At 41.0% G+C, this 21,674-nt stretch carries 26 protein-coding genes; 11 read left to right on the top strand and 15 right to left on the bottom strand.

The window, feature by feature from the left end; all coding sequences use genetic code 11:
* Positions 1-999 precede the first annotated feature (999 nt).
* Together rsoA and MKZ05_RS04375 are read right to left on the bottom strand one after the other, a co-directional pair.
* On the bottom strand, positions 1,000-1,221 hold the full coding sequence (gene rsoA, locus MKZ05_RS04380; protein WP_161985446.1) for a sigma-O factor regulator RsoA: 222 nt from the start codon (positions 1,219-1,221) through the stop codon (positions 1,000-1,002).
* Complete coding sequence (locus MKZ05_RS04375; RefSeq protein ID WP_339161566.1) at positions 1,169-1,771, bottom strand: sigma-70 family RNA polymerase sigma factor; 603 nt, start codon at positions 1,769-1,771, stop codon at positions 1,169-1,171. The genes rsoA and MKZ05_RS04375 overlap by 53 nt, the downstream gene beginning before the upstream one ends.
* A 166-nt stretch (positions 1,772-1,937) precedes the next feature.
* Between MKZ05_RS04375 and MKZ05_RS04370 the strand changes: the two genes are divergently transcribed.
* The 3 genes from MKZ05_RS04370 (at position 1,938) to MKZ05_RS04360 (ending at position 3,850) form a co-directional block, all read left to right on the top strand.
* Entirely contained in the window at positions 1,938-2,102 is a 165-nt protein-coding gene (locus MKZ05_RS04370) for a YvrJ family protein (protein WP_003217819.1), read from the top strand.
* A gap of 94 nt (positions 2,103-2,196) precedes the next feature.
* Complete coding sequence (locus tag MKZ05_RS04365) at positions 2,197-3,360, top strand: oxalate decarboxylase family bicupin (RefSeq protein ID WP_106030251.1); 1,164 nt, start codon at positions 2,197-2,199, stop codon at positions 3,358-3,360.
* Positions 3,361-3,427: 67 nt separating this feature from the next.
* The gene (locus tag MKZ05_RS04360) at positions 3,428-3,850 is read left to right on the top strand and encodes a regulatory YrvL family protein (protein ID WP_268455037.1); all 423 of its coding nucleotides are present in this window, start codon (positions 3,428-3,430) and stop codon (positions 3,848-3,850) included.
* A 2-nt stretch (positions 3,851-3,852) separates the two neighbouring features.
* Here the strand turns inward: MKZ05_RS04360 and MKZ05_RS04355 are convergent, their stop codons facing one another.
* Positions 3,853-4,227, bottom strand: a complete 375-nt coding sequence (locus MKZ05_RS04355; RefSeq protein ID WP_339162355.1) for a DinB family protein — start codon at positions 4,225-4,227, stop codon at positions 3,853-3,855.
* Positions 4,228-4,526: 299 nt separating this feature from the next.
* On the opposite strand from MKZ05_RS04355, the gene MKZ05_RS04350 reads away from it, so the two are divergent.
* On the top strand, positions 4,527-5,660 hold the full coding sequence (locus MKZ05_RS04350; protein ID WP_251191501.1) for an NAD(P)/FAD-dependent oxidoreductase: 1,134 nt from the start codon (positions 4,527-4,529) through the stop codon (positions 5,658-5,660).
* A 23-nt stretch (positions 5,661-5,683) separates the two neighbouring features.
* Here the strand turns inward: MKZ05_RS04350 and MKZ05_RS04345 are convergent, their stop codons facing one another.
* From MKZ05_RS04345 to MKZ05_RS04335, 3 genes are all read right to left on the bottom strand, one after another.
* Positions 5,684-8,275 carry a YfhO family protein gene (locus tag MKZ05_RS04345; protein ID WP_339161561.1) on the bottom strand — a complete coding sequence of 864 codons (2,592 nt, stop codon included), beginning with the start codon at positions 8,273-8,275 and terminating at the stop codon, positions 5,684-5,686.
* 87 nt (positions 8,276-8,362) lie between these two features.
* Positions 8,363-9,346, bottom strand: a complete 984-nt coding sequence (locus MKZ05_RS04340; RefSeq protein ID WP_003217835.1) for a glycosyltransferase family 2 protein — start codon at positions 9,344-9,346, stop codon at positions 8,363-8,365.
* Between the two features lie 289 nt (positions 9,347-9,635).
* Complete coding sequence (locus tag MKZ05_RS04335) at positions 9,636-9,908, bottom strand: YfhJ family protein (protein ID WP_003217809.1); 273 nt, start codon at positions 9,906-9,908, stop codon at positions 9,636-9,638.
* A 116-nt stretch (positions 9,909-10,024) separates the two neighbouring features.
* Between MKZ05_RS04335 and MKZ05_RS04330 the strand changes: the two genes are divergently transcribed.
* Both MKZ05_RS04330 and MKZ05_RS04325 read left to right on the top strand, forming a co-directional pair.
* The gene (locus tag MKZ05_RS04330; RefSeq protein ID WP_003217849.1) at positions 10,025-10,174 is read left to right on the top strand and encodes a small, acid-soluble spore protein K; all 150 of its coding nucleotides are present in this window, start codon (positions 10,025-10,027) and stop codon (positions 10,172-10,174) included.
* A 25-nt stretch (positions 10,175-10,199) separates the two neighbouring features.
* Positions 10,200-10,373 (top strand): YpzG family protein, encoded by a 174-nt coding sequence (locus MKZ05_RS04325; RefSeq protein WP_003217811.1) that lies wholly within the window; start codon positions 10,200-10,202, stop codon positions 10,371-10,373.
* Between the two features lie 22 nt (positions 10,374-10,395).
* On the opposite strand, the gene MKZ05_RS04320 is transcribed toward MKZ05_RS04325, so the two are convergent.
* A complete protein-coding gene (locus tag MKZ05_RS04320) occupies positions 10,396-10,710 on the bottom strand; it encodes a YfhH family protein (RefSeq protein WP_050944744.1) in 315 nt (104 codons plus the stop codon).
* Positions 10,711-10,713: 3 nt separating this feature from the next.
* Positions 10,714-11,505 carry a recombination regulator RecX gene (recX, locus tag MKZ05_RS04315; protein ID WP_284907686.1) on the bottom strand — a complete coding sequence of 264 codons (792 nt, stop codon included), beginning with the start codon at positions 11,503-11,505 and terminating at the stop codon, positions 10,714-10,716.
* A 94-nt stretch (positions 11,506-11,599) separates the two neighbouring features.
* Here recX and MKZ05_RS04310 point away from each other — a divergent pair, with 94 nt between their 5' ends.
* From MKZ05_RS04310 to MKZ05_RS04300, 3 genes are all read left to right on the top strand, one after another.
* Entirely contained in the window at positions 11,600-12,496 is an 897-nt protein-coding gene (locus MKZ05_RS04310) for a TIGR01777 family oxidoreductase (RefSeq protein ID WP_339161558.1), read from the top strand.
* A 52-nt stretch (positions 12,497-12,548) separates the two neighbouring features.
* Positions 12,549-12,659, top strand: a complete 111-nt coding sequence (locus MKZ05_RS04305; protein WP_017358836.1) for a YfhE family protein — start codon at positions 12,549-12,551, stop codon at positions 12,657-12,659.
* Between the two features lie 61 nt (positions 12,660-12,720).
* The gene (locus MKZ05_RS04300) at positions 12,721-12,876 is read left to right on the top strand and encodes a YfhD family protein (RefSeq protein WP_012009317.1); all 156 of its coding nucleotides are present in this window, start codon (positions 12,721-12,723) and stop codon (positions 12,874-12,876) included.
* Between the two features lie 40 nt (positions 12,877-12,916).
* On the opposite strand, the gene MKZ05_RS04295 is transcribed toward MKZ05_RS04300, so the two are convergent.
* Entirely contained in the window at positions 12,917-13,504 is a 588-nt protein-coding gene (locus MKZ05_RS04295; protein WP_003217860.1) for a nitroreductase, read from the bottom strand.
* 272 nt (positions 13,505-13,776) lie between these two features.
* Between MKZ05_RS04295 and MKZ05_RS04290 the strand changes: the two genes are divergently transcribed.
* Positions 13,777-15,033 (top strand): transcriptional regulator, encoded by a 1,257-nt coding sequence (locus tag MKZ05_RS04290; RefSeq protein ID WP_253622812.1) that lies wholly within the window; start codon positions 13,777-13,779, stop codon positions 15,031-15,033.
* Positions 15,034-15,069: 36 nt separating this feature from the next.
* On the opposite strand, the gene MKZ05_RS04285 is transcribed toward MKZ05_RS04290, so the two are convergent.
* The 3 genes from MKZ05_RS04285 to mprF all read right to left on the bottom strand — a co-directional run bounded on the left by MKZ05_RS04285 (position 15,070) and on the right by mprF (position 19,084).
* Positions 15,070-15,537 (bottom strand): DUF393 domain-containing protein, encoded by a 468-nt coding sequence (locus MKZ05_RS04285; RefSeq protein ID WP_050944749.1) that lies wholly within the window; start codon positions 15,535-15,537, stop codon positions 15,070-15,072.
* Between the two features lie 336 nt (positions 15,538-15,873).
* The gene (locus MKZ05_RS04280; protein ID WP_003217810.1) at positions 15,874-16,422 is read right to left on the bottom strand and encodes a thioredoxin family protein; all 549 of its coding nucleotides are present in this window, start codon (positions 16,420-16,422) and stop codon (positions 15,874-15,876) included.
* Between the two features lie 91 nt (positions 16,423-16,513).
* Positions 16,514-19,084: a bifunctional lysylphosphatidylglycerol flippase/synthetase MprF gene (gene mprF / locus MKZ05_RS04275; protein WP_339161553.1), complete on the bottom strand. Its 2,571-nt coding sequence runs from the start codon at positions 19,082-19,084 to the stop codon at positions 16,514-16,516.
* 168 nt (positions 19,085-19,252) lie between these two features.
* On the opposite strand from mprF, the gene MKZ05_RS04270 reads away from it, so the two are divergent.
* The gene (locus MKZ05_RS04270; RefSeq protein WP_003217817.1) at positions 19,253-19,732 is read left to right on the top strand and encodes a MarR family transcriptional regulator; all 480 of its coding nucleotides are present in this window, start codon (positions 19,253-19,255) and stop codon (positions 19,730-19,732) included.
* Positions 19,733-19,754: 22 nt separating this feature from the next.
* On the opposite strand, the gene MKZ05_RS04265 is transcribed toward MKZ05_RS04270, so the two are convergent.
* From MKZ05_RS04265 to MKZ05_RS04255, 3 genes are read right to left on the bottom strand one after another with little or no spacing between them, the layout of a single operon-like run.
* A complete protein-coding gene (locus MKZ05_RS04265) occupies positions 19,755-20,036 on the bottom strand; it encodes a hypothetical protein (protein ID WP_339161551.1) in 282 nt (93 codons plus the stop codon).
* A 12-nt stretch (positions 20,037-20,048) separates the two neighbouring features.
* Positions 20,049-20,576: a YfiT family bacillithiol transferase gene (locus MKZ05_RS04260; protein ID WP_003217850.1), complete on the bottom strand. Its 528-nt coding sequence runs from the start codon at positions 20,574-20,576 to the stop codon at positions 20,049-20,051.
* A complete protein-coding gene (locus tag MKZ05_RS04255) occupies positions 20,573-21,598 on the bottom strand; it encodes a zinc-binding alcohol dehydrogenase family protein (RefSeq protein WP_339161549.1) in 1,026 nt (341 codons plus the stop codon). The genes MKZ05_RS04260 and MKZ05_RS04255 overlap by 4 nt, the downstream gene beginning before the upstream one ends.
* Positions 21,599-21,674 lie beyond the last annotated feature (76 nt).

The following is a 21,674-nucleotide window of genomic DNA, read 5'->3' as shown; positions in this document are numbered from 1 at the left end:
CGACAACAATTCATCATACATTCAGGAGGTCACTGCATATTTCAAGCCACACACTCATGTAGAGTGCGACGCTTTTTTGAGAGCAATTACAAAAGTTCTAGAAATATTTCAATTCACGCACTCATGTAGAGTGCGACGATTATAAGCCACCATTGTATATGGCGGATGGAATTTCAATTCACGCACTCATGTAGAGTGCGACTGCGATTTCCGCCCTAATTGTAACATTTTTTAGGAAATGATAGGCAAAATCCACAACTTTCAATAAAGAATTTTGTTTTCCCTTTCATAAAATATACATTTTTTCTCATTTTGTCAAAGGTGCGAATGTCCCGGGGATTTTATGTTTACCTCACATTCGCGCCAATTTTTTATTAATCCTATTTAATTAAAAACTATTGCTCTAAAGGTACTTATTCATTATTTCATCAACAGGTTTGAATTCATTTAAACACATGACTACTGAGCCAGAGTCATGTGTTTAACCCCCAAATCAAGCGCAACTGTCAACATTTCTTTCAATTTACCTCATCCATACACTCATGTAAAGTGCGACACATAGAAGCACCTGAGCATGATCACACAATCATTATTTAAATCCACTCATATAGAGTGCGACTCGAAGGAAATGTAGTCATGGCAAAGCGTGAGTCATTTCAATCCACGCACTCATGTAGAGTGCGACGCAGCTGCAAGAAGAAAATAAAAAGGTGTCTGAGATTTCAATCTACGCACTCTTGTAGAGTGCGACTCAATACAAAAATCAAAGAGGCTCAACAAAGAGCGATTTCAATCCACGCACTCATGTAGAGTGCGACTGCGATTTCTGCCCTAATTGTAACATTTTTTAGGAAATGATAGGCAAAATCCACAACTTTCAATAAAGAATTTTGTTTTCCCCTTTATAAAATATACATTTTTTCTCAATTTTGTCGAATAAAAAGGTGCGAATGTCCCGGGGATTTTATGTTCACCTCACATTCGCATCATAAGCCTTTCTTACAACTTCGTCATATATTCCACAATAAACTCCCAAAATCCAGGTCCTTCTTGGTAAATCAGCCGGTCTATTTTTTCGATGAGTTTGATGTAGAGTTCTTGTTCGAGGTCTTCTCTTTCTTGATATGCCGTGTTTTGTAGTTTCTTTTTGATCATGGGTGTGAAGGTTTCAATGAGTTCTTCCATTTCTCCATTCGTCATTTTTTCTTCGTTCACGGACATCTCCCCCTGTTTCTTCTTTTAGTTTGTTGAGTGCTTTTTTGTGGATGTTTGAGATGTTTTGTCTTGATTCACCCAGCCGATCGGCTATTTCTTTCATTGTTTGACCTTCAACATAAATATGGGTTAAAACAATTTTTTGTTTGTCTGTGAGCTGCTGGTAGGCCTTGTACAATGTTTGGTCTTGCAGGTGCTCCCCCAAGTCTTGCTGGTTGAAGAGCACAGCTTCATACGTATCTGTTTGAACAGGGTCTTTCACTTCTTGATGATCAGGATGGTCGAGTATGAGCGGAAAACGCTGCTGCTTTTTTTTGACTCGTTTATCAAAGTCGACTGAAAAGATGCGGATCATTGTGGAAATATACTTGATGATGCGGATTTTTTGATAAAACTGCTTGAACTCAGAATCTAGTTTTTTCGCATTTTCTTCGTTTGGCTCTTCCATGACTTGCCTAAGCAGCTGCTGGTTTTTAGGATTGCTTAAAAATTGCTGAATGAGCGGGTGATCAACGATTTCATTCCATTTTGCTTTCAATAACAGCCGATAATCCATGTGCATCCTCCCCTTTGTTCTCTCTACTTGCATTAAGTGGACAAAAGTTAAAAAAAGTAAACTTTGTAAAACGGGTCTAATGGTTCATTTTCTCCCCCTTTGATTTCCTATTTCTTCTTTCATACCACTTATAAAGAAGACGAGCATCCGCTGGGAGGTGAGACAAATGGAGACCTTTTTTTCGGAGGAATGGCTGAAACAGCTCGGTCAGGCTGGCTTTCCTGCCATTTTGACGGTTTATTTGCTGACACGTTTTGAACGAAAGTTTGATGAATTAAGCAAACTCATCCAACGATTGGTCGCTGTTCAAAAAAATGATGAATCAGATTGACATCTGCTTGATTCGTTTCACCTTATGAAAACGAGGGCGAAATGAAAGGCCTTTTGTCACCTCACACAATACGATGTTGAAAGGGGATTTTATCATGAGTGAAAAGCAAAATGGTGTACCACAGCCGATTCGAGGAGAAAAAGGAGCAACGGTCAAAATTCCACGTAATCTCGAGCGAGACAGACAAAACCCAGATATGCTCACGCCACCAGAAACCGATCATGGAACGGTTCCCAACATGAAATATTCTTTTTCTGATACGCACAACCGTTTAGAAAAAGGCGGCTATGCCCGCGAGGTAACGGTGCGTGAACTGCCAATTTCTAAAAGTCTTGCCTCTGTGAACATGCGGCTAAAGCCTGGTGCGATTCGCGAGCTACACTGGCATAAGGAAGCGGAATGGGCGTACATGATTTATGGGGAAGCCCGAATTACATCGGTTGATGCAGAGGGGCGCAATTTTACAGAGGATGTGACCGAGGGTGATTTGTGGTACTTCCCTTCAGGCTTGCCGCATTCTATTCAAGCACTTGAACCGGGAGCTGAATTCTTGCTTGTGTTTGATGATGGTTCCTTCTCTGAAAATAGTACGTTCCAAGTGACTGATTGGCTTGCCCATACGCCGGAGGAAGTTGTGCTCCAAAACTTTGGAATGACAAAGGAGCAATTTAACAAACTGCCAGAGAAAGAGAAGTATATTTTCCAAAAAGGAATTCCTGGTTCCCTTGAGTGTGACAAAGTGAAAACAGAGCAAGGAGAGGTCCCAAATTCCTTTAAATATGAGCTGTTAAAACAAGAGCCGATTACGTCAAGCGGTGGACAAGTGTGGATTGCGGACTCTACCAATTTCAAAGCGTCTAAAACGATTGCGTCTGCTCTTGTGAAAGTCGATCCAGGCGCCATTCGTGAGCTGCACTGGCATCCAAATACGGATGAATGGCAATATTTCATTTCTGGAAAGGCACGAATGACGGTATTTGCCTCTGATGGACATGCGAGAACCTTTAACTATCAGGCGGGAGACGTTGGCTATGTGCCATTTGCGATGGGGCATTATGTAGAAAATACAGGCGACGAACCGCTTTATTTCTTAGAAATCTTTAAGAGTGATCATTATGCAGATATCTCACTCAATCAGTGGCTTGCAGTCACACCGAAACAGCTTGTTCTTGATCATTTAGATCAAGGCGAAGACTTCTTGAAATTGCTTGACACTGAAAAACATCCTGTCATCGCTGCACCTAAAAAAGAGGATTAATTCAACCCTCCTGCAAAAAGGCTGTCCTTTTTGCAGGTATCTTCATGTAAAGGAGTGTTGTTTACCCATGCAGCAATCTGTTCACGCTTTATGGCAAGGGCTGAAATGGCTGATGGCGACGTCGGCTATCTGTTACATATTTTTGTTGTTTTGTGTGCTGTTCTTTCATTTGACGGGTGCTTTTTATCAATCGATTTTATCGCTGCTACTGTTTATGGGCATCTATGTTGTACTCGGGATCTCTTTTGAACATCTGGAACACGTGCTCATGCGGTTTGTTCGAAAATGCCGGTCCAAAAAACGATCCATCGTTTTCTATGCCATCTTATTTCACCTTTTGTTTATTTGGGGTGCTGTCTATTTATCAGACGAATTGGTTGACGGCATTTTACTGTCTACTTCTGAAGAAATTCTCTTTGCGCTTAGTCTTTGGCTATTTCATTTTTTGTTTGATTATGCGACGTTTCCATTTGATAAGGAAGCTTCGTGAGGCTATCGTCTTTCTGTTGAGAGCGCTTGTTTGACCTGCTCCATATGATGAATATCATGCTTAATCAAACCTGGAAAATAACTTGATAACGTCAGCTCGGTTTGACCGATCAAAAAGGATGTATTCCAGCGAGATGCTTCGATTTTCTTCATTTCTTGAAGCAATTCTGTTCTGATAGCAATAAATCGCCCGATCGTCTCGCTTCTCTCTTCCTTTCTTGCTCTTTCGGCTGACTGCTGATTCATTTCATGCACATCAGGTGCCTGAGGTAACGCTTTATTGTTCCAAAATTCCTTTAGGCGATCGTGTAAAATAAATTCATCCCACGGAACAAAATGTGCGATGATCTCAGCAATACTCCACTTCCCATCAGCAATAGCGCGGCGTCATTCTTTGTCTGTTAATTCCGTTAGCGATTGTACCCATTCAAGGGTGTGTTCGTAGTGTTTTATCACGGTGTCTTTGTTCATGTTTTGTTATCCCCTTCATCTTTTTAAAAGAAGTTGATTAGAAATTGGTTAGTTTCATTCTTGCGAAATCATTTATAACATATTATCATATACTTTAATTACCAAATGAAGAGGGGGAATTGTGATACGCTGTCCTATATGAAAAAGATTATTTTTTTGCACTAAAATAAACCGACTGGTCTGTTTATAAAAGAGGAGGGGAAATAATGAAATCTCAACATGTGATCATTATCGGCAGTGGTGTAGCAGGATTGGCTACTTCTTTATTTTTAAAAAAGGCTGGGATGGAAAGTACGATTTATGAAAGCAGGTCAGATGAAGAATTAGAAACAGGAGCAGGTTTTTTACTGTCTCCGAATGGGGTAAAGATTTTGGATGAAATCGGGTGTAAAAATGAAGTGATAGCAAATGCAACAGTGATAAAGAAGATCCAGCAAATAAACAGTGAAAATGAAGTAGAAGCGATCTTTCACAATTATAGTGAAAAATATTATGATGCCCCTTTACTGAACGTCATGAGAGACCAAATCATCAAATCACTTTTAAAAGAAGTTCACCGTCAAGGAATAGAAGTGAAATACAACAAAAAGTTAACCTCGATCAAACAGCAGCCTCATTCCGTTCAGGTTCTTTTTGAAGATGAAACTGTGATAACAGGTGGTATTGTAATAGGAGCAGATGGAACTTTTTCGAAAACAAGAGAGGCTATTGCGTTTAATGCTAAATTAGATTATAGCGGCTTTTGGGGACTGCAAGGAGTATCGTTTGTGAAGGATTTTGTATTGGATGAGGCAACAAGTTATTTTTACAATGACGGAAACTTTCAATTCATTTTTGGAAAAGCGCATCCAACAAATAAAATGAATATTTTATGGCAAGCTTTCTCTCAGTGTCCTGAGAAGTTACCTACAAAACATTTTGAGAAAGCCAATAAAGAAACCATTCGACAGTTATTATATAAACAAATGGAACATTGGAACATTCCTAAACACCTATCTGACATCATCGATCATACAGACATGTTCTTTCCAAGAAGTATCTATGAAATAAAGGATCTTCCTGTGTGGTCAAAAGGACGCGTTGTTCTTATAGGTGATGCTGTACATACAGCAAATCCTTTTGTTGGTCAAGGAGCATCGTATAGTCTAGAAGATGCCATGGTCATAGCAAAGATGCTAAGAGATCATGATGATCGAGATGCGTTCTATTATTATGAAAAGGATCGAAGAAAGAGGACAGAAGAATTGAATGAGCTATTTCAGCACATGAGTATTCAAAACGATATTGATAAAAAAATGAACGAATACACGATTGAATGGGATGAAGAAACTTACGTATGAGATGAAAGATAAAAAAACACCACTTATGATGAAAAGTGGTGTTTCTTGTGTTGTCTCCGTGCATAGAGGATCGCACCAATCAAACTGACGAGTGAAATCAATGCGAGAATTCTGATATAAGGCGGATAGTAGGTTAGCACAATCTCGTTTTTCCCTTTTTCTATTGGAAAACCAATAAAAGTGTAGTTGGCTTTTTCAATATCAGTTTTGTGTCCGTTCACCGTGAGCTCCCAGCCTTTTTCATATGGAACAGGCAGAATCATGTAGTCATCACCGCGCTTGTTATCATACGAAATCGTAAAGCGGTTATTTTTTAGCTTTACTTGCTGGTTGCCATCATCCTGTTTTTCTTTTTCATATGCTTTCTCTAGGACGCGGTAAGGCTCTTGATACAGCTTCAGTTGATTGAGCTCGTATGTCCCTTTTGGTACTCGAATAGAGAGGATCTTTTCCGCTGGGACCCGAATCGTCACTTCATTGACACCTGTTTTGTAGATGGATGTATTGCTTTTTCTTGATGTGACATAGTCGTCAACGGATAACTGAAATCCTTCGTTACGGTCGGTCCGCTTCACATAAAAGCTCACATACACATCCCCAGCGCGAGCGATGTCATCTGGAAGTGTGATATTCAGACCGCCCATTTCTCCGTATACATCAAGCACGCCATGTTCGTATACAGCTTGTTCCGTATGAATATTCGTATCTTTGAGTCGATCTGCTGCGCGCTCGATTTCAGCGTTTCCTTTTTTGTCTAAAATGACGCCTTGCAGCATCGCATGCTCTTTATCAAGTGCTGAGGCATCCTTTAAGGATTGTTCTGAATAAACGGTGCTCGTTGTTCTTGCAAATGGCAGTGACCGAGTATTTTCATATACCTCATAATGCTCACTTTTCAAGATTGGCTTAAAATAAGCTGGTGGTGAGTAAGGCATCATGCTGTTTCTCATATAATACTTCCCGTAGGTCAGGCTGTATAAATTCGCCCTGTCCCCCATTGTTGCATACCGGCTGACACTTTCCCTTCCCATATCGATTTGCAGGTCATTCCAATAGAAATTGAGCAAATGCTGATTCAATATACTTGAATACACACTCATGCCTTGGAAGCCTTCAAATAATGGGGTATTGTTGCGCACGCCATTCATCCAATCAATCCGGGCGAGCGGATCTTTTGAACGGCTTTGGATTTGCTGAATGAGCTTCATTTGTTCATATCCAGCATATGCCTCACTATTCAGATACGTATCTGATACGCTCTTAATATTGCTTCTTTCAGATAAGTATCCCTGCTGATACACGCCTGCTGTCAGTAAGCTGATGGCAATAAGCACAGCTGAAAAGAGACGAAGGTGCTGACGTTTTTCGGCATGCATCCATAGGAAGAACAAGCTGATCACAACCAGTCCTATACCCGTAAACACAACGACATCCATGTTTCCCTTTGCTCGTTCTGAAAGGACGACAGCAAGAAGGAACACGATCCAAGCGCCTAAGACCGCACGCTTTTTCCACTTCCACTCGATTTGTGAGAAATGCTTGATCGTGATGGCAACGACCGCTCCAACTGTAAAGGCAAGAATGTATTCAAATCTGTACTGCGGTGCTGAAAAACCATTAAACACACTCGCCATCTTTGGACTGTAGTGAAAAACAATGAGCAACATACTGATGGATGTGAACATGAAAAACCATCTGTTCCGGTAAAGCGGTACGAGAAACAGACAAATCAGAAAAATCACGGGTAATAAATACACCCTGCTCGTAAACAGCAGATGATCATGCAGCTCGAACCAAGGAATGGCCTGTTCATACGGCGGTCTTATATTGTTAAGAAAGCCATAAACAGACGGGATAAAAAAGGCGGCACTGATCCCAAAGGATAACAGTGTAGAGATCGCAAGCGTCCAAAACACCTTCCACCCGCGCTCCTCACTTCGCAGCTTGATCATATATCTGAAGACAAGATAGATCGCTAAAAAGATAAAGTGAATGTAAGCAAAGTAAAAGTTGTTGATCAGCATCAAACTGCAACTCGCAATAAACCAAGCGGGCTTACCCGTTTTGAATATCCGCTCAACCCCAAGTACAAGCAGCGGAAGCCACATCATGCTGTCGGTGAAAAATTCCCAAAACGTTTGATGCCGGAAATATACAATAGATAATCCATAAATTGCGGCACCTGTCAGTGCACCCAGTCTATTTTGAACCATTGAAAGAAGCACACGGTAAGCGATGAAAAGAATAAGCGTCAGCTTGATTACACTCAGCCAAATCACGGCATTTGCCCAGAAATGAATGTCCGTTGACTGTATGAGATGGAGCGCATTCATCAGCCAGACGACAGCGACTGTCACCATAAAGACCGTCGACGTTGTGAAATAATACCCTAATTGCGTGTATGTACCGCCGCCTAGACCGAATTGATAGGAATAAAAGAAATTCCCTTTGACATATTCGTCGTAAAGCAGCTTTTTAAATGGGAGCATTTGCGAGATGCCATCCCCATCTCCTGTCATGTACCGGCCTTGCGTATATTCATATAAGAAAAAGGAGTGGCCTAATAATGCGAGAATGAGGCACATTCCAATGATTATCCATCTACGTTTCATCATCTAAATCCTTTCCACAAAAGATCCATTGTTCTTTGAAACAAAACAACCCAGCAAGCGATTCGTGCTTGCCGGTTATTTGACTCCACGTTATTTAAATAACTGTGTTAACACTCGGTCTTGTTCCTTTGAGCTTGTCTCTTGTTGCATGACATTTGATTCTTGGATCAAATAATGTGGCCTCTTTTTCGTTTCATAATAAATGCGGCCAATATATTCTCCAATCACACCTAGACTCAAAAGCTGGACACCTCCGAGGAAAAGCACAGCCGATATTAAAGTGAAATAACCAGGTACCATCACGCCCGTTCTGACGATTTGAATAAAGGTGGCAACGATGTAAATCAAAGAAAGGAATAAGATCAGTATGCCAGTATAAAAACAAATACGCAGCGGGCGGTTGTTAAAGGAAATGACGCCATCTATGCCATAGTTAAACAACTTCTTTAGTGACCATTTTGTATCACCATGCTGTCTTTCTACATTTTCATAATAGATGACCTTTTCTTCAAACCCAATCCAGCAAAAAAGCCCTTTTGAAAAACGATTTCCTTCTTTCAACTGAAGTAATGCATCAATTGCTTGGCGCGAAATTAAACGGAAATCTCCGACGCCATCACGCAAGTCCACTTCGACTACCTTGTTCATCACTTTATAGTACATGGATGATAAGTAAGAGCGAAGCTTGCTGTCTCCTTTACGGTTCCGTTTGGCAATGACTTGATGGTAGCCTTCTTCATATCCTCTGACGAAGTCCTGAATCAAATACGTTGGGTGCTGCAGGTCGGCGTCCATGATGATCGCAGCTACTCCCTTCGCATATTCAAGTCCTGCCAGAATAGCGGCTTCCTTCCCAAAGTTACGTGAGAAGGAAATGTATTTGACCTTTGCACTTTTGCGAGAGAGCTCTCTCATGTATTGAAGTGTGTTGTCTTTGCTTCCATCATTCACAAAAATGATTTCAAAGTCATAATGAAAATCGCGAAACTCTTCCTCGAGTGCCTCAAAGATTCGTCTGATGTTTTCACCTTCATTGTAAGAAGGAATTATAACAGAGAGCAATTCTCGTTCCATATCGCACCTTCTCTTCACTTTTTTCACATAGTCTGATATGTTCATTATTCCTTTTTTGTCAGGAAACGAAACCCTTTTTTATTATCCATAAATTACATGTCTCTTTAATCGTTCCATTATATCAAAGTTTTATTTCCAGTGATTTTCAGTAAGATGAATTTAATGTAATTTTAAGTTTAACCATTGTAAAAAGCCTGTAATTTCGATCACAGACTGGGTATTGTATCATAAAATTGTTTACTCATTTATATATTTTCCTATTTCTTGAAAAAGATGAGGGGCACTTCTTTTAATGAAGCAGCCCTTTATTCTGCTCTTGTAGATGCTCGTTTGCCTTCGATTGTTTATTTTGGAATAAATGCAGCTGCGCACCGTAGCTCTCAATCCACTCTTGGACAATCCGTTCAGTTGTTTCCTGTCCTTTATACTTGTGGCCAGCCTTTGCATAGGTCGTTTCAAAATCACTCCATAGCAGCTCTACCCATGTACGTGCTTCATCATATGTCAGCATATTGTTTTTTTCCATCAGTTGTTCTGTTAATCGCTCAAAGTATTGTTCCATGTCGGTTCCTCCTTCATCTAGCAGAAAGTGCCTTTTTAAAAAAACCTCTTTTTTCATATACTACCCTTACGTCTTCAAAAGACGCAAATGATTTGTATTGTTTGGAGGGAATCGATATGCGTAATAAAGCAAAAGGCTTTCCAAATCAAGTGAATCACAAATTTGAAGGCGAGCCAGGCGCCACAGATGCTTATGCGTCTAAAAGGCCGAATGGTGAGACGAATACACGTCCACAGGAACGAATGAGGGCATCAGGGAAACGCTAATTTTTCCAAAGGGAGTGCTTGAGATATGAGTTCAAATGGGAAATCGTATATGGAAGACTTTGTTCAATTAAGGACAACCGCTTACCCTCAACCATGGGCGAATGCAAAGCATTCTGCCTCTCAGGTCAACGGAGAAACGCAGCAAACGCAGCACGACATCGTACTTCAGAACAACGTCCGTAAACAACGTTCGAAGTAAAGAAAAGGACTGATCTCTCGGATCAGTCCTTTTTCGTAAGCATTGAAATTGGCAGTGCATCTTCCTTATTTGGGGCTGATACTCTGTATCCCCACGCAAATACACCATTTAAATATTCCACGTAAAACTCTTCGTCTGTATCTTTGATTTGATAAGTCATTTTGGTTTGAATCAAGGCTGGATCTACTAAGTAGGCTTTTGCCATATCGATTTTCCGTTCTAAGACGGCATATTCATTCACAATGCCAAGCTGCTCAGCCTTACGTGCTTTTTCAGAAAGAGAGGCTATCTCCTGCTTCAATTCGTATTCCGTCATCTCACTATAACGTTTGTCCATCTGTCATTCCCCTTTGTCTAAAACGTGATCAATTGTGTCGAGATCAAAGCCTTTTCTGAATAAAAATTGCTTCACCTTCATCTTCTTTTCAAATGACCCGTCGTATCCTACCTTGCGTTTTGCCTTCTCCAGCATATAGAGGAGGGCTTCTTCTTCCTTTTCCTCTTCTTGTCCATCATAGGCTTCTTGAAGGGCTTTATCAATGATCCCAAACGAAAATCCTTTTCGTTGCAGCTGCAGCTTGATGCGCTGCTCGATCTCTTTTGTGGAACGATTTTTTTCTTTTCTCACAAGCTTCTGAACCTGCTTCACAGCTTCCTCCAGCTGTAAGTCATCAGGATATTGCGATAGTGCTTGTTCAATGTTGTCATCATCTATCCCTTTGAGCTTTAGCTCTTTTTTCAGGACGGACGGCCCTTTGCTGTTCGTTTTACGGTGGGTGCTGACATAGGCTTCCGCAAATTCAAGATCATTTACATACTTGTATTGCTTTAATTTGTGTATAATTTCACTAATAGCAGGTGCCGGGATTTCTTTTTTCGTCAAATAATCGGTTACTTCTTTCACCGATCTCATTCGGTAGGATAAATAATCGACGGCCTGCTGAAATCCTTTTTTCACAGCATCACCGAATTGAATGTCGATGATATCGGCTTCGTCCAGCTCTTTTCCCTTTTTCAAATCGTGCTGGACGAGCACATCTAGATCCACGCTAAAGGCGTATTTTTCATCAAGAAAGATGTTTACCCGCTCTGTATTGTTTTTCTGAGCAGAGATTTTTGTAATATAGGGCATCCTGTGATCACTCCTTTTTTAAAACAGTCAGGATGTTTCTTCTGATTCAAAATCGTGAAAGATATAGGTATGTATATGAGAGGAGAGATGTCAATTGAATATCGCCATCACCGGAGGAACCGGTTTTATCGGCCAGCACGTCACGAAAGTGCTCGCTACTGAAGGACATCATCTATATATTTTAACAAGAAATCCAAAGGAATCCGAACAAAATCATTTACACTATGTGCAGTGGCTGACAGAAGGTGCTGCGCCTGAGCATGAACTTCCTGCGATTGATGTCTGGATTAACCTTGCTGGAAAATCCATTTTCACCCGCTGGACAGACAAGGCAAAAGAAGGCATCCTCTCTAGCCGTATTCAATCCACACAAGAAGTAAGGCGCATTATAGAAGCGCAGGAATCGAAACCATCTGTGCTCATTCAAGCAAGTGCTATCGGAATTTATGGCACGTCTCAAACAGGAGATTTTACAGAGGAATCACCTCCTGCGGATACTGATTTCTTAAGTCATACATCAAAGCGTTGGGAAGCTGAGGGGCAAAAAATTGAAGCACTCGGCATTCGTACGGTCTACACACGCTTCGGCGTCGTGTTAGGAGAAAAAGGTACCTTGCCACTGATGACACTGCCATATAAACTATTTGCCGGCGGAACGATTGGCTCCGGCTCGCAATGGGTTTCATGGGTTCATGTCGAAGACGTAGCACATCTCATTGCTTATGCAATACACAATGACGACATCTCAGGTCCACTCAATGTCACATCACCGAATCCTGTTCAAATGAAGCAGCTTGGACAAACGATAGCGTCTGCCCTTCACCGCCCTCACTGGCTGAAGGTCCCATCCTTTGTCATTCGAACGGCACTTGGCGAAATGTCATTACTTGTTTTAGAAGGTCAGCGTGCGCTGCCGAAGAAGGCATTGCTTTCTTCTTATGACTTTTTGCATCCTGAATTAAAAGAAGCGATTTTGCATTCAAAGGAATAATTTTTGTCAAAAACACCCATCCTATTAGAAATGAGATGAGGGGGCGATTTTGATGAAGAAAAAAGAACACCAGCCAACTTCAAAGCTGAAGAAAACCCAGGAAGTCCTGTATCAGCAGGAATTCAAAAAAGCGGAAAGAGCAGCAGAAAAAAGAAACAAATAAGATGGATATTCCACTCCAACAAGCACATAACTAAAGTGATCTTGTAAAGGAGGGAAAGGCTTTGAAAAAAGACCAACACCAAAAAACCAATCACGAACTTGCAGCACAAGAGTCGGATGGCGAATATGTTGAATTTTCCAAAGAACTTGCAGATCCGAATGACGTAAAAGCAATGGCACGTATGAAAGCAGCCGATCAGCGCGCCAAAAAACAATAAGTAAAAAAAGCAGACCCTTTTGCGGTCTGCTTTTCTTCTTTTATTGAATTTCAGTAAGAAGACTTGATGCTTTCTGACGTGATTTTTCCTCAGGCACCTCTTCTGGATAACCAATATGAAGGATGGCAGCAAACCGCTCGTTTTCCTTTAGGCCCATGTCCTGTTGAAAGCCTTTGTCGTATAAGATGCGGCCGCTCTTCCAGACCATACCGATTCCTTGATCCCAAGCAAGCAGCTGGAAGTTTTGAATGAGCGCGCTCACAGCGGCAAAATCATCATTTCTCACCACTGGGTTCTCGTCTTCCTTTAACACTACAAGTAAAAGGGCTGGAACTTTTGAAAAGTAATCTCTATATTGATTGATCTTTTCTTCCTTTGCATCTGGATTGTTGCGCTTGAAAAACGCAATGAAGCGATCAATAAATGTCGCTTTCGCTTCCTCCGTCACCGCATATAGAAAGCGCCAAGGCTCCGTAATTTTATGATTCGGTGCATAGACCGCATCCTCTAATAACGGCTGAAGCTGCTCAATGGTCACCGGCGTTTCTTTAAATTTTCGAATGGATCGTCTATATCTGACAGCGTCTCGTACCGTTAACGCTTCTGTTTGTTGTTTGATTTCTGGCATATGTGTCATCCTTTCAATCAATCTTAATTGAAATTGATTCTCATTCACATTATAAACATCATTGCGAGCAGTTGCAAATGATGTTTCCCATCCCTTCTGCTAAAAAGTTGTTTGAGTTTTTCAAGTAATGTTACAATCATATTACGTTTTAAACAAATTTTGATAAAAAACCCAAGATGATGAAATAGGTTTAGTTATTCCCATTTTGTCTAATGCGGTTATTTTGTCAAAAGGCTTTCAAACCATGATTGGAAGGGAGGCTTCTGGATGGAATGAAAATCAATATCGGGCAAATCATTAAGCTCTACCGGTATAAACAAAATATGACCCAATCTGAATTGGCAGAAGGAATTTGTTCTGTCTCTCATTTAAGTAAAATCGAAAATGGCTCAAAGGAGGCCAATCAAGATACGATCAATTTACTGCTTGAACGACTTGGCATCAGTCAAGAAACGCTGTCACAAAAGGCGCGTCACCTGCTGTCACTCTTAGATGAGTTTCAAATGAATATGTATTTCTATGCACTCGATCAAGCTGAACAAAATGCAGAAATGATCATTCAGCACGAAGAACAGTTCTTTTCGCTAGATTTAGGCATTCAGTATCATTTGTCCCTATTTCAATTTTATTTATTATCGGACAAGCAGCCACTTGCCTTAAAAACACACCGTGTGCTTAAAAAGTTTGAAAAAACCTTTATTGAAACGGAAAAAGAAATATTTGAATATCTAGATGGCATTCATCTCATTACAAATGGTCAGTTTGAAGAAGGGATAAAGAAACTTGAGAGCTGCTTTTCTTACGCGTCTGTTGAACAAAGTGACCTGTATTATCACTATGCAAAAGCACTTGGAAACATGGGACTTCTTGGCGATGCGCTTGAAGCAACCCATCAAGCCATGGATTTATATAGACAAAAGAACAATTTCAAGCGGATCATTCACTGCACACTCATTCATGGCGTGATCTCACTGGAACTAAAAGCCTTTCAAACGGCGAAGAAATATTTAAAAGAAGTGATTTTGCACACGTCCCTTTATCCTGATGCCTATATTAAAATGACCGCTTATTTTTATTACGGGGTGCTCTTAAAACGGGAAGGCGATTTTTCTTCAGCTGTGCCTTATTTACTAGATTCACTCAATTACTTTAATCAAGAACAGATAGAAGACCGTTATTGTGAAACTCTGTATGAAATCGCGACCTTATATGCTGAATACGACCGCAAAAAGGCCCTTCCCTACATACATGAGCTGTTAAAACAGCCTCGTATTCAGCCAAACTGTTTATATATGATCAAAATCTATAAATTGATGATTGAGGAAAACCCTCTTGATTTGAAAACCTATTTGATCGAAGCAGCTCTTCCTTACTTTAAACAAAATGAGCTGCACAGTGAGTACTTGTTTGCTCTTAGAACCTTGCTTTCCTATGCGGGTTCTGAGCTTGACGAACGTACCTATATGTCCTACACAAGAACGCTGCTTCATCACCTTGCATCATATGTCCCCTATTACAAAAAAGCATGACCTTCTGCCGATCGAAGGTCATGCTTTTCCTATTCATTAAATGGTCTTCTGTTGATCTGTATCAGGACGGGTGACTTGTTTGACTGAATGAACATACCGTTTTCTCGCAAAGTAATCGTACGCATGCTGACCAAAGCCTAACCAAATGCTGAGCACGATGAATGGGATCGTTCCCCATAATGCAGGGATATTGCAAGCAATTTTCAGCCATGTATAGATCCCTGAGTTTTTTTGGTTTTTGGCTAAGGAAATTGACACGATTCGCTTTTCTGCCTTTTCTTCACTTATTTTGTTCAGTTTGAGCAATTGCGAGTGTCTAAAGGATTCAAAATGAATACGGTTCTTCCAATCGAGAGCTTTCAACAAGTCCATCGCTTTTGCACATGAAGGACTTTGCCCGTCATAAAACACAAGCAGCCTAAGTGATTTGATGGAACGCTGTTCTCTTTTTTTCGATTCAGCGAGCTTCTTTCTTTCTTGATCGAGATAAATGATTTTTTTCATAGATTGATCGCCAGCCCTTTTCCGTCATTTGTTTTTTAGTTCGTTCAAAGGAGATTACAACTAGATTACTATAGTTGCTGGGCCTCTTGTATTGGGAAAAAGCAAACCAACGTGCGTTATATGAGCCTTTAGATAAGGGCAAAATTAAGGTTTTCATGGCACATATGAGGTTTTTCAACTAAAAATGGTTGGGAAAATCGTGATGCGTTGCGGTTTTCTGCGGTTTTTTGTAGAATTCTGCGGTTTTTCTACATCTTTATGCGGTGTTTTGTAGGTGAGACGCAAAAACAAGATAAAAAAAGACTACTTCCCGTTGCGGCGAAGTAGTCTTTTGGTTTATATTTTTTCCAAAACTTCTACTATTTCTTTCTCAATATCTTTCCATAAGTAACGATCTGTCGTATAGTGATGTGCGGCTTCTTTCGCAAATACTTGAAAAGCTTCCTCAAAATCAGGTGCATCCTTGTCGGGTTTTTTCTCATCAACAAATCGCTGTGCTTCTGTTGAGCGTGGTCCCCATTTACCTACTTCATTCCCGTCCTGATCAATGATCACGATAATTGGAATCGATCTTGCGGTCCCGTTCGTTAAATACTGATCCATCAGGTCTAGATGCTCGTCCCGAATAAAATAACGCGCATCAATGAGTGCTTCACTTGCAATACGCATGAAAATTGGTACATTGACCATCGCATCTCCGCACCAATCCGCTGTGATGACAAGCGCTCTGAGCTTTTTCTTTTGCAGCTTTTGAAGCAGCTCTTTTTCTTTTTGATGAATTGCGTACTGGTTGTACACCGTGAGTAGATTTTCTCGGTTTTTCTCCATGTTGTGTACATATGTACGTTCAGTTAATCCCTTTTTAAACCATTCATTTAATGTCATATTTACATCCCCCTTACTCTTCAACTTTACCACTTTTGCTATTCTTTTGTCTAAAAAAACCTTCACCTAGTGAAAGGTAAAGGCTTTTGATCTATGGACGCCGGTTGCGATTTGGGTCCATCCCTATCAGCTTGGTGACAAGCACCATTGTGACAGGTAATGATGTATTCTTTTTATACGCTAAGTATTTTCCGCGCCATTCAGGTTTATATTTCTGTTTAAACAACCGTAATCCGCTGAAGCTGTACATAAATCTGACGTTGTTGAAAATAACACTCGCCAAACGCTCCGTGAGGAAGGACTGATGAAATGTTCCTACATTCGATAAAGGCGCCATTCCCATGTTAAAGGATTTGTAGCCTTTTTCTTTCGCCCATTGAAAAAGGTGGATAAACAGCGCATCCATCATCCCGTTCGGTGCATCATGCATATGACGCATTAGGTCGATGGAAATCTCCCCTTCTTGATACATCGGCATTAGTGATACAAAAGAAATGATTTCCCCTTGTTCATCCTTCAGAATCGCAATCGGTGCTTTTTGAAGATAATCTTCTTGAAAATAGCCGAGCGAAAACCCTTTTTCATTTTTCTTTCCGAGCCAGCTGTCAGAAATCTGTTTTAAGGTTGAGATGAGCTCATCTGAAAAAGGCGGTTCCAGCATTTCAAACGTATAGCCTTCTCGTTCAAACTTATTGGCCACAGCCCGTAAATTTGATTTTTTCTTACCGGAAAGAGAGAACGTTTCTAAATCGACCATGGCTTCTTCTCCAAGCTTAAAGAAGTGAAAGCCTAAGTCATGGTAGAGCGCCATCCCTTCCCGTTCTACTTGATAAAAAGCAACGCGATAGCCTGCTTTTTCTGTCTGCTGTAGAAACTCTTCAAGTACAAGTGGATAGGATGCTTTACGTCCGGATGGATCTCCAAGCACAATGACGCAGCGGCCAATGCGCCCAAATTGAAGCATCGCCTCTCCATCACTTGAGAAAAATAGTTTTTTGTCGCCTAAAAAGCCAAGATGACTGAGGGCATTTCCGCCCTTTTCTTCTAAAAACGTTTTTAATTTTTCCTCATCTGCTTTTTCTCCAATCGGAAATGCTCTTTTATTAAAAATCAATCTGCTAATGAAGAAAAAAAGCGGTACACCGATGAGCGCAATCATGCTTGTCATCGTGATATGCCGTTCATTATGCACGAGGTAATCCCTACTCAAGAAATGTCCAATTTTTGTCCAAATAAAGTTGCCGATGACATTATAGTTAAACAGCACGAGTAAATATCCAGCGGCAGCCGCCACAAACTGATACAAGGAATAAGGGGCCTGCTGCTTCACAAATTGATTTCGAAGAGAGAAAAATACAGCCATGATGACTGGCAGTATAAAGATGAGACTCAGGTTAAATCCTTTTAACAAAGTAAACACAAAGCCGCCTGCTAGGGCGATCATCGTCAGCACGTACGATCTTTTTGTTCGTTTATACACTTCAATGGACAAAATCATCAGGATGATGCCGAACATTAAAGAAAGACCATTAAATCCTGATAATAGAAAGCGTGGAATGCTTGTAATCACGCCTAATCGATCGACAGGAAGCACAACAGACGCCATAATGAGCAAGCCGCTTCCAAAGGTTAAAATTGATAAAGATCCGTACAATAAACGGATTAATAAAGCACGGTGCAACACAATTAAGACGTTCGTTGTTTCTATGGCAGGTGCCATTCTCGGATTGCCTTCAAGGCGTCTAAGTGTCGTTCCCGTTAAATCGTAAGCAGCTAGACAAAGCCCAAGGATAAACGGGAAGATCGAGTACACGAAGCGGTACAAAACAAGCGCCGTCAGTACCATCTCTTTATCAAACCCAATGTACTGCATGCTCAGTAAAAAGATGAGGTCAAATGAACCAAATCCGCCCGGAACCATACTGATTAAACCACCGATTGACGCAATCGCAAATACGCCTAATACAATTCGGACATCGACATTCATCCCCATAGAGACGACAGCCATGTACATGACGAGACCAGCTGCCAGCCATTCTAAAAACGATGCTCCGATATAAGCGTAAATCGGATGCTTCAGTCCGCTTTCACCGCTCTCAATCGAGCTTTTTCGTACGGACGCCATAATGATGTAAATGGGCACAATACAAGCAAAGATGATCACAAAGGCCCATAGCCACGGCTCTTGGCTAATAATACTTTCAACAGGAAGCACCCTCACCAAGATCAGATCACTGAAAATAGATAAGCCCAAAAGAACCGAGGAAGTCAAAAGAGCAATGCCTTTCAGCAGTTTTTTCGTATCGGTTATGTACTCCTTGTATAGAAGTGTTCTAAGCCCTGCTCCTGATAGACCGCCGAATCCAAGGACACTGTTAAAAGAGTTCGCAATCCAAGAAATGCGAATCGTTTTCCAGCCGCTGATGGGCATATTCAGGCTTTTTCGTAAAATAAAATCATATAAGGACATCGATAACACTGCGACAAGTCCAAGAAAGACAAGAATAAACAAGTCCATTCGATTCAAGCTGTCAATGATATAAAACGTTTTTTTAATGGAAAGGCCGCTCAGTTCCTTTTTGGCGACGAAAATTAAGACAAGGATAATCACGATCGGAAAAAGCATTTTTAAGATCGTCATACCCGTTTTTTTGTTCCACATGATTTTCCCAACTTTCTAAGTTGCTTCATTTATTTCGACTGACCATTATTATACAACAAATACCACTTGATTCATGCAGTTTAACATTCAAAAGCTTGTCGAACCTTTCAATTAGAAGTAAAAATCAGTAATATAGAGAAAAGAGCCGCTTAAAGGAAGTGAACGAGCGTGGAATATAATATTCATGACACCACCGTATTAAAAGAAGAGATTCTATCTCCAGAGGAAAAAAAGACATGGGTGCTCTATATGAAAGTACTCACAGCTGCAGGTCTTGGAGATGTGTCAGAATGGATGAAGCTTGATATGAGTATGCCTCAAATGAAGGTACTCATGCTACTCAATAACCATGGCTCTCTCAAGGTATCCGAAATCGCTGAAAAAATGGGCGCTTCTTTGTCCAATATGACAGGCCTGCTTGACCGGTTAGAACAGTCTCATTTTGTTGAACGAAAACACTCTGAGCGTGACCGTAGAATCATTGTCGTCGAACTAACAGAGGAAGCGAAAAATATTTTTAGAAGCATTTATCAAAAAGGACACGAAAAAATCAAAAACTCCCTGCAACGGCTCAATGACGAGGAAAAAGAAAAAGTCAACGAAGGGCTGGCTATTTTAGAAAAAGCACTGCGTCCTGAACGCGGCTAAACATGAAAAGGAAAAAAGACGGTCACTTGAGATCCGTCTTTTTTAGTTCTTCTACTTGTCGATCTGGGGTGAAGAGATTTTTACGAATGACTTCCCTGTCATCCCATAAAAAATAACCTAAACCGATGATGAGAAAAAAGATACTGATCCACGTACCGCCAGGCAGTATCTGTTCAAGTTCCTCAATCGTTTTTTCTGAGCCTAAGCTATTACTATAGCGTATCTCAAAAAGAACATATTTTGCTATATAAAACAATGCCGCCATACAAATAAACATGGCGCCGACAATTCTTCTACCAGACATGTGTTTACTCCTTTAATTCCATTGATTTCTTTTGATTAATTCCGTGATATGGGCAAGATGATGCTTTGAGTGCCAGACGTACATACCTGTTGCATCATATAAGGACACCGTTTGTTGATCGGCTGGGTGATAATAGGATGCAGTGAAGTCTTCCTCTGACATCCCTCGAAGTAATGTAACCCATCTGCGATGCAGACTGCTGATTAAGGGCAGTGATAGGCTGATGGGCGCTTTGCTATCTGGAAGCTCGGCGAATCCCGCCTGATCATATGGACGGATGTGCGGTATTTCTTCTGTGAGCGCAAGCTTGAATCGTAAGTATGCATTCAGATGGCTGTCTGCTACGTGATGAATGAGCTGACGGACGGTCCATCCTCCAGGCCGATAGGGTGTATCCAGCTGAGCATCTGTCAATTGATTGGTGACTGTTTCATATTCTTGTGGAATCGCACCCAACTGATCAATCCATGACTCTAGCTGTTCCTTTGTTTTATTTTCAACCGGTTCATATAAGCCAATCGGATATTGTAATGACGTCATACCCTCTCCCCTTTCTTAAATCCTTCTAGTACAAATTTACCAATCATCTTTCCTTGTTCAAGGGTTTGATGTGCCTGCTTCAAGTTAGCAGCATTGATCGGACTGAGAACCTTTGTTAACGTATGCGTTAATGTCCCGTGTTCAAATAACTCAGCCGCCTCTGTTAAAAGCTCATGCTGTTTGATCATGTCCGCTGTTTTGTACATAGGGCGTGTGAACATGAACTCCCATACAAATGCAGCACTTTTATTTTTGAGTAATTGAATGTCTAGGTTGTGCTGATTCTCGACAATGGTACAGATCGTGCCTTGCGGTTTGATGGCTTCTGCCATGCCTTTGAAGTGTCCGTCTGTATCATTTAGGCATAAAATAAAATCCACTTCGCCTATTCCTTTTTTCTGAAGCTGCGCGAGAAGCGGCTCATGATGATCAATGATATGATCAGCACCTAATGATAGACACCACTCTTTTGTTTCAGGTCTTGATGCGGTGGCGATTACAGTGGCATTTGCTAATTTGGCTAGTTGGATGGCAATAGAACCTACTCCGCCTGCACCGCCGATGATGAGCAGTGTTGCCCCTTCTGCATTTCGCTTCATATGCATCCGGTCAAATAACGCTTCATATGCCGTAATTGTCGTCAGAGGCATCGCGGCTGCTTCTGCAAAGGAGAGATTGGCAGGCTTTTTTGCCACAATCCGTTCATCCACAAGCTGATACTCACTATTTGAGCCTTGACGCGTGATATCTCCCGCATAGTACACGTGATCACCAGGCTGAAATAATGTACACGCTTCGCCAACTTCAACAACCGTACCGCTTGCATCATAGCCAAGAATTTTCAGTTTTTCTTCCTTCTGATCCTTCGATGATCTCACCTTCGTATCAACTGGATTCACTGACACAGCCTCTACCTTCACCAGTATATCCCTACCCGTTGCTTTAGGCTTTTCTACTTCCTGATCCATCAAGCTTTGCTCATGCTCAATCGGTAAGTACTCCAATAGTCCAACAGCTTTCACTCGCTCGCACTCCCTTTCACCATGCTTCTTTTCCACATTTTATCATAATTTTCTGATGTTTATGGATAGATCAAAC

Source organism: Bacillus sp. FSL M8-0277 (assembly GCF_037975305.1).
GTDB classification, from domain to species: domain Bacteria; phylum Bacillota; class Bacilli; order Bacillales; family Bacillaceae; genus Bacillus; species Bacillus pumilus.
The sequence above is the reverse complement of the archived record's forward strand: the minus strand, read 5'-3'. Positions and strand labels throughout refer to the sequence as shown.